General features: G+C 62.9%; 1 pseudogene. It reads left to right on the forward strand.

Annotated elements, in window-relative coordinates:
- A pseudogene (locus KVT32_RS31350) lies at positions 1 to 240 on the forward strand (hypothetical protein); the annotation flags it as partial.

Here is a 240-nt window from a genome sequence, read left to right on the forward strand (position 1 = left end):
GGCGTTTCCTGCTCTCGAAGATCGACCGCACCGAGCAGGTCGTCTGGATGCTGCTGGCCGGCCTGCTGTGCCTCTGGCTCGGCGTGATCCTCGATACCGTCCTCATGCCGATCAACAAAAGCCTGTGGACGCCGTCCTATTGTTTCCTGATGACCGGCTGGGCTTTGCTACTATTCAGCGCCTTCTTCTGGCTGCTCGACGTGAATCCCTACCGCGCGGTGCGCGAGGCGGCGGCGCGCT

Source organism: Achromobacter sp. GbtcB20 (genome assembly GCF_019091095.1).
Classification (GTDB): Bacteria; Pseudomonadota; Gammaproteobacteria; order Burkholderiales; family Burkholderiaceae_B; genus Achromobacter; species Achromobacter mucicolens.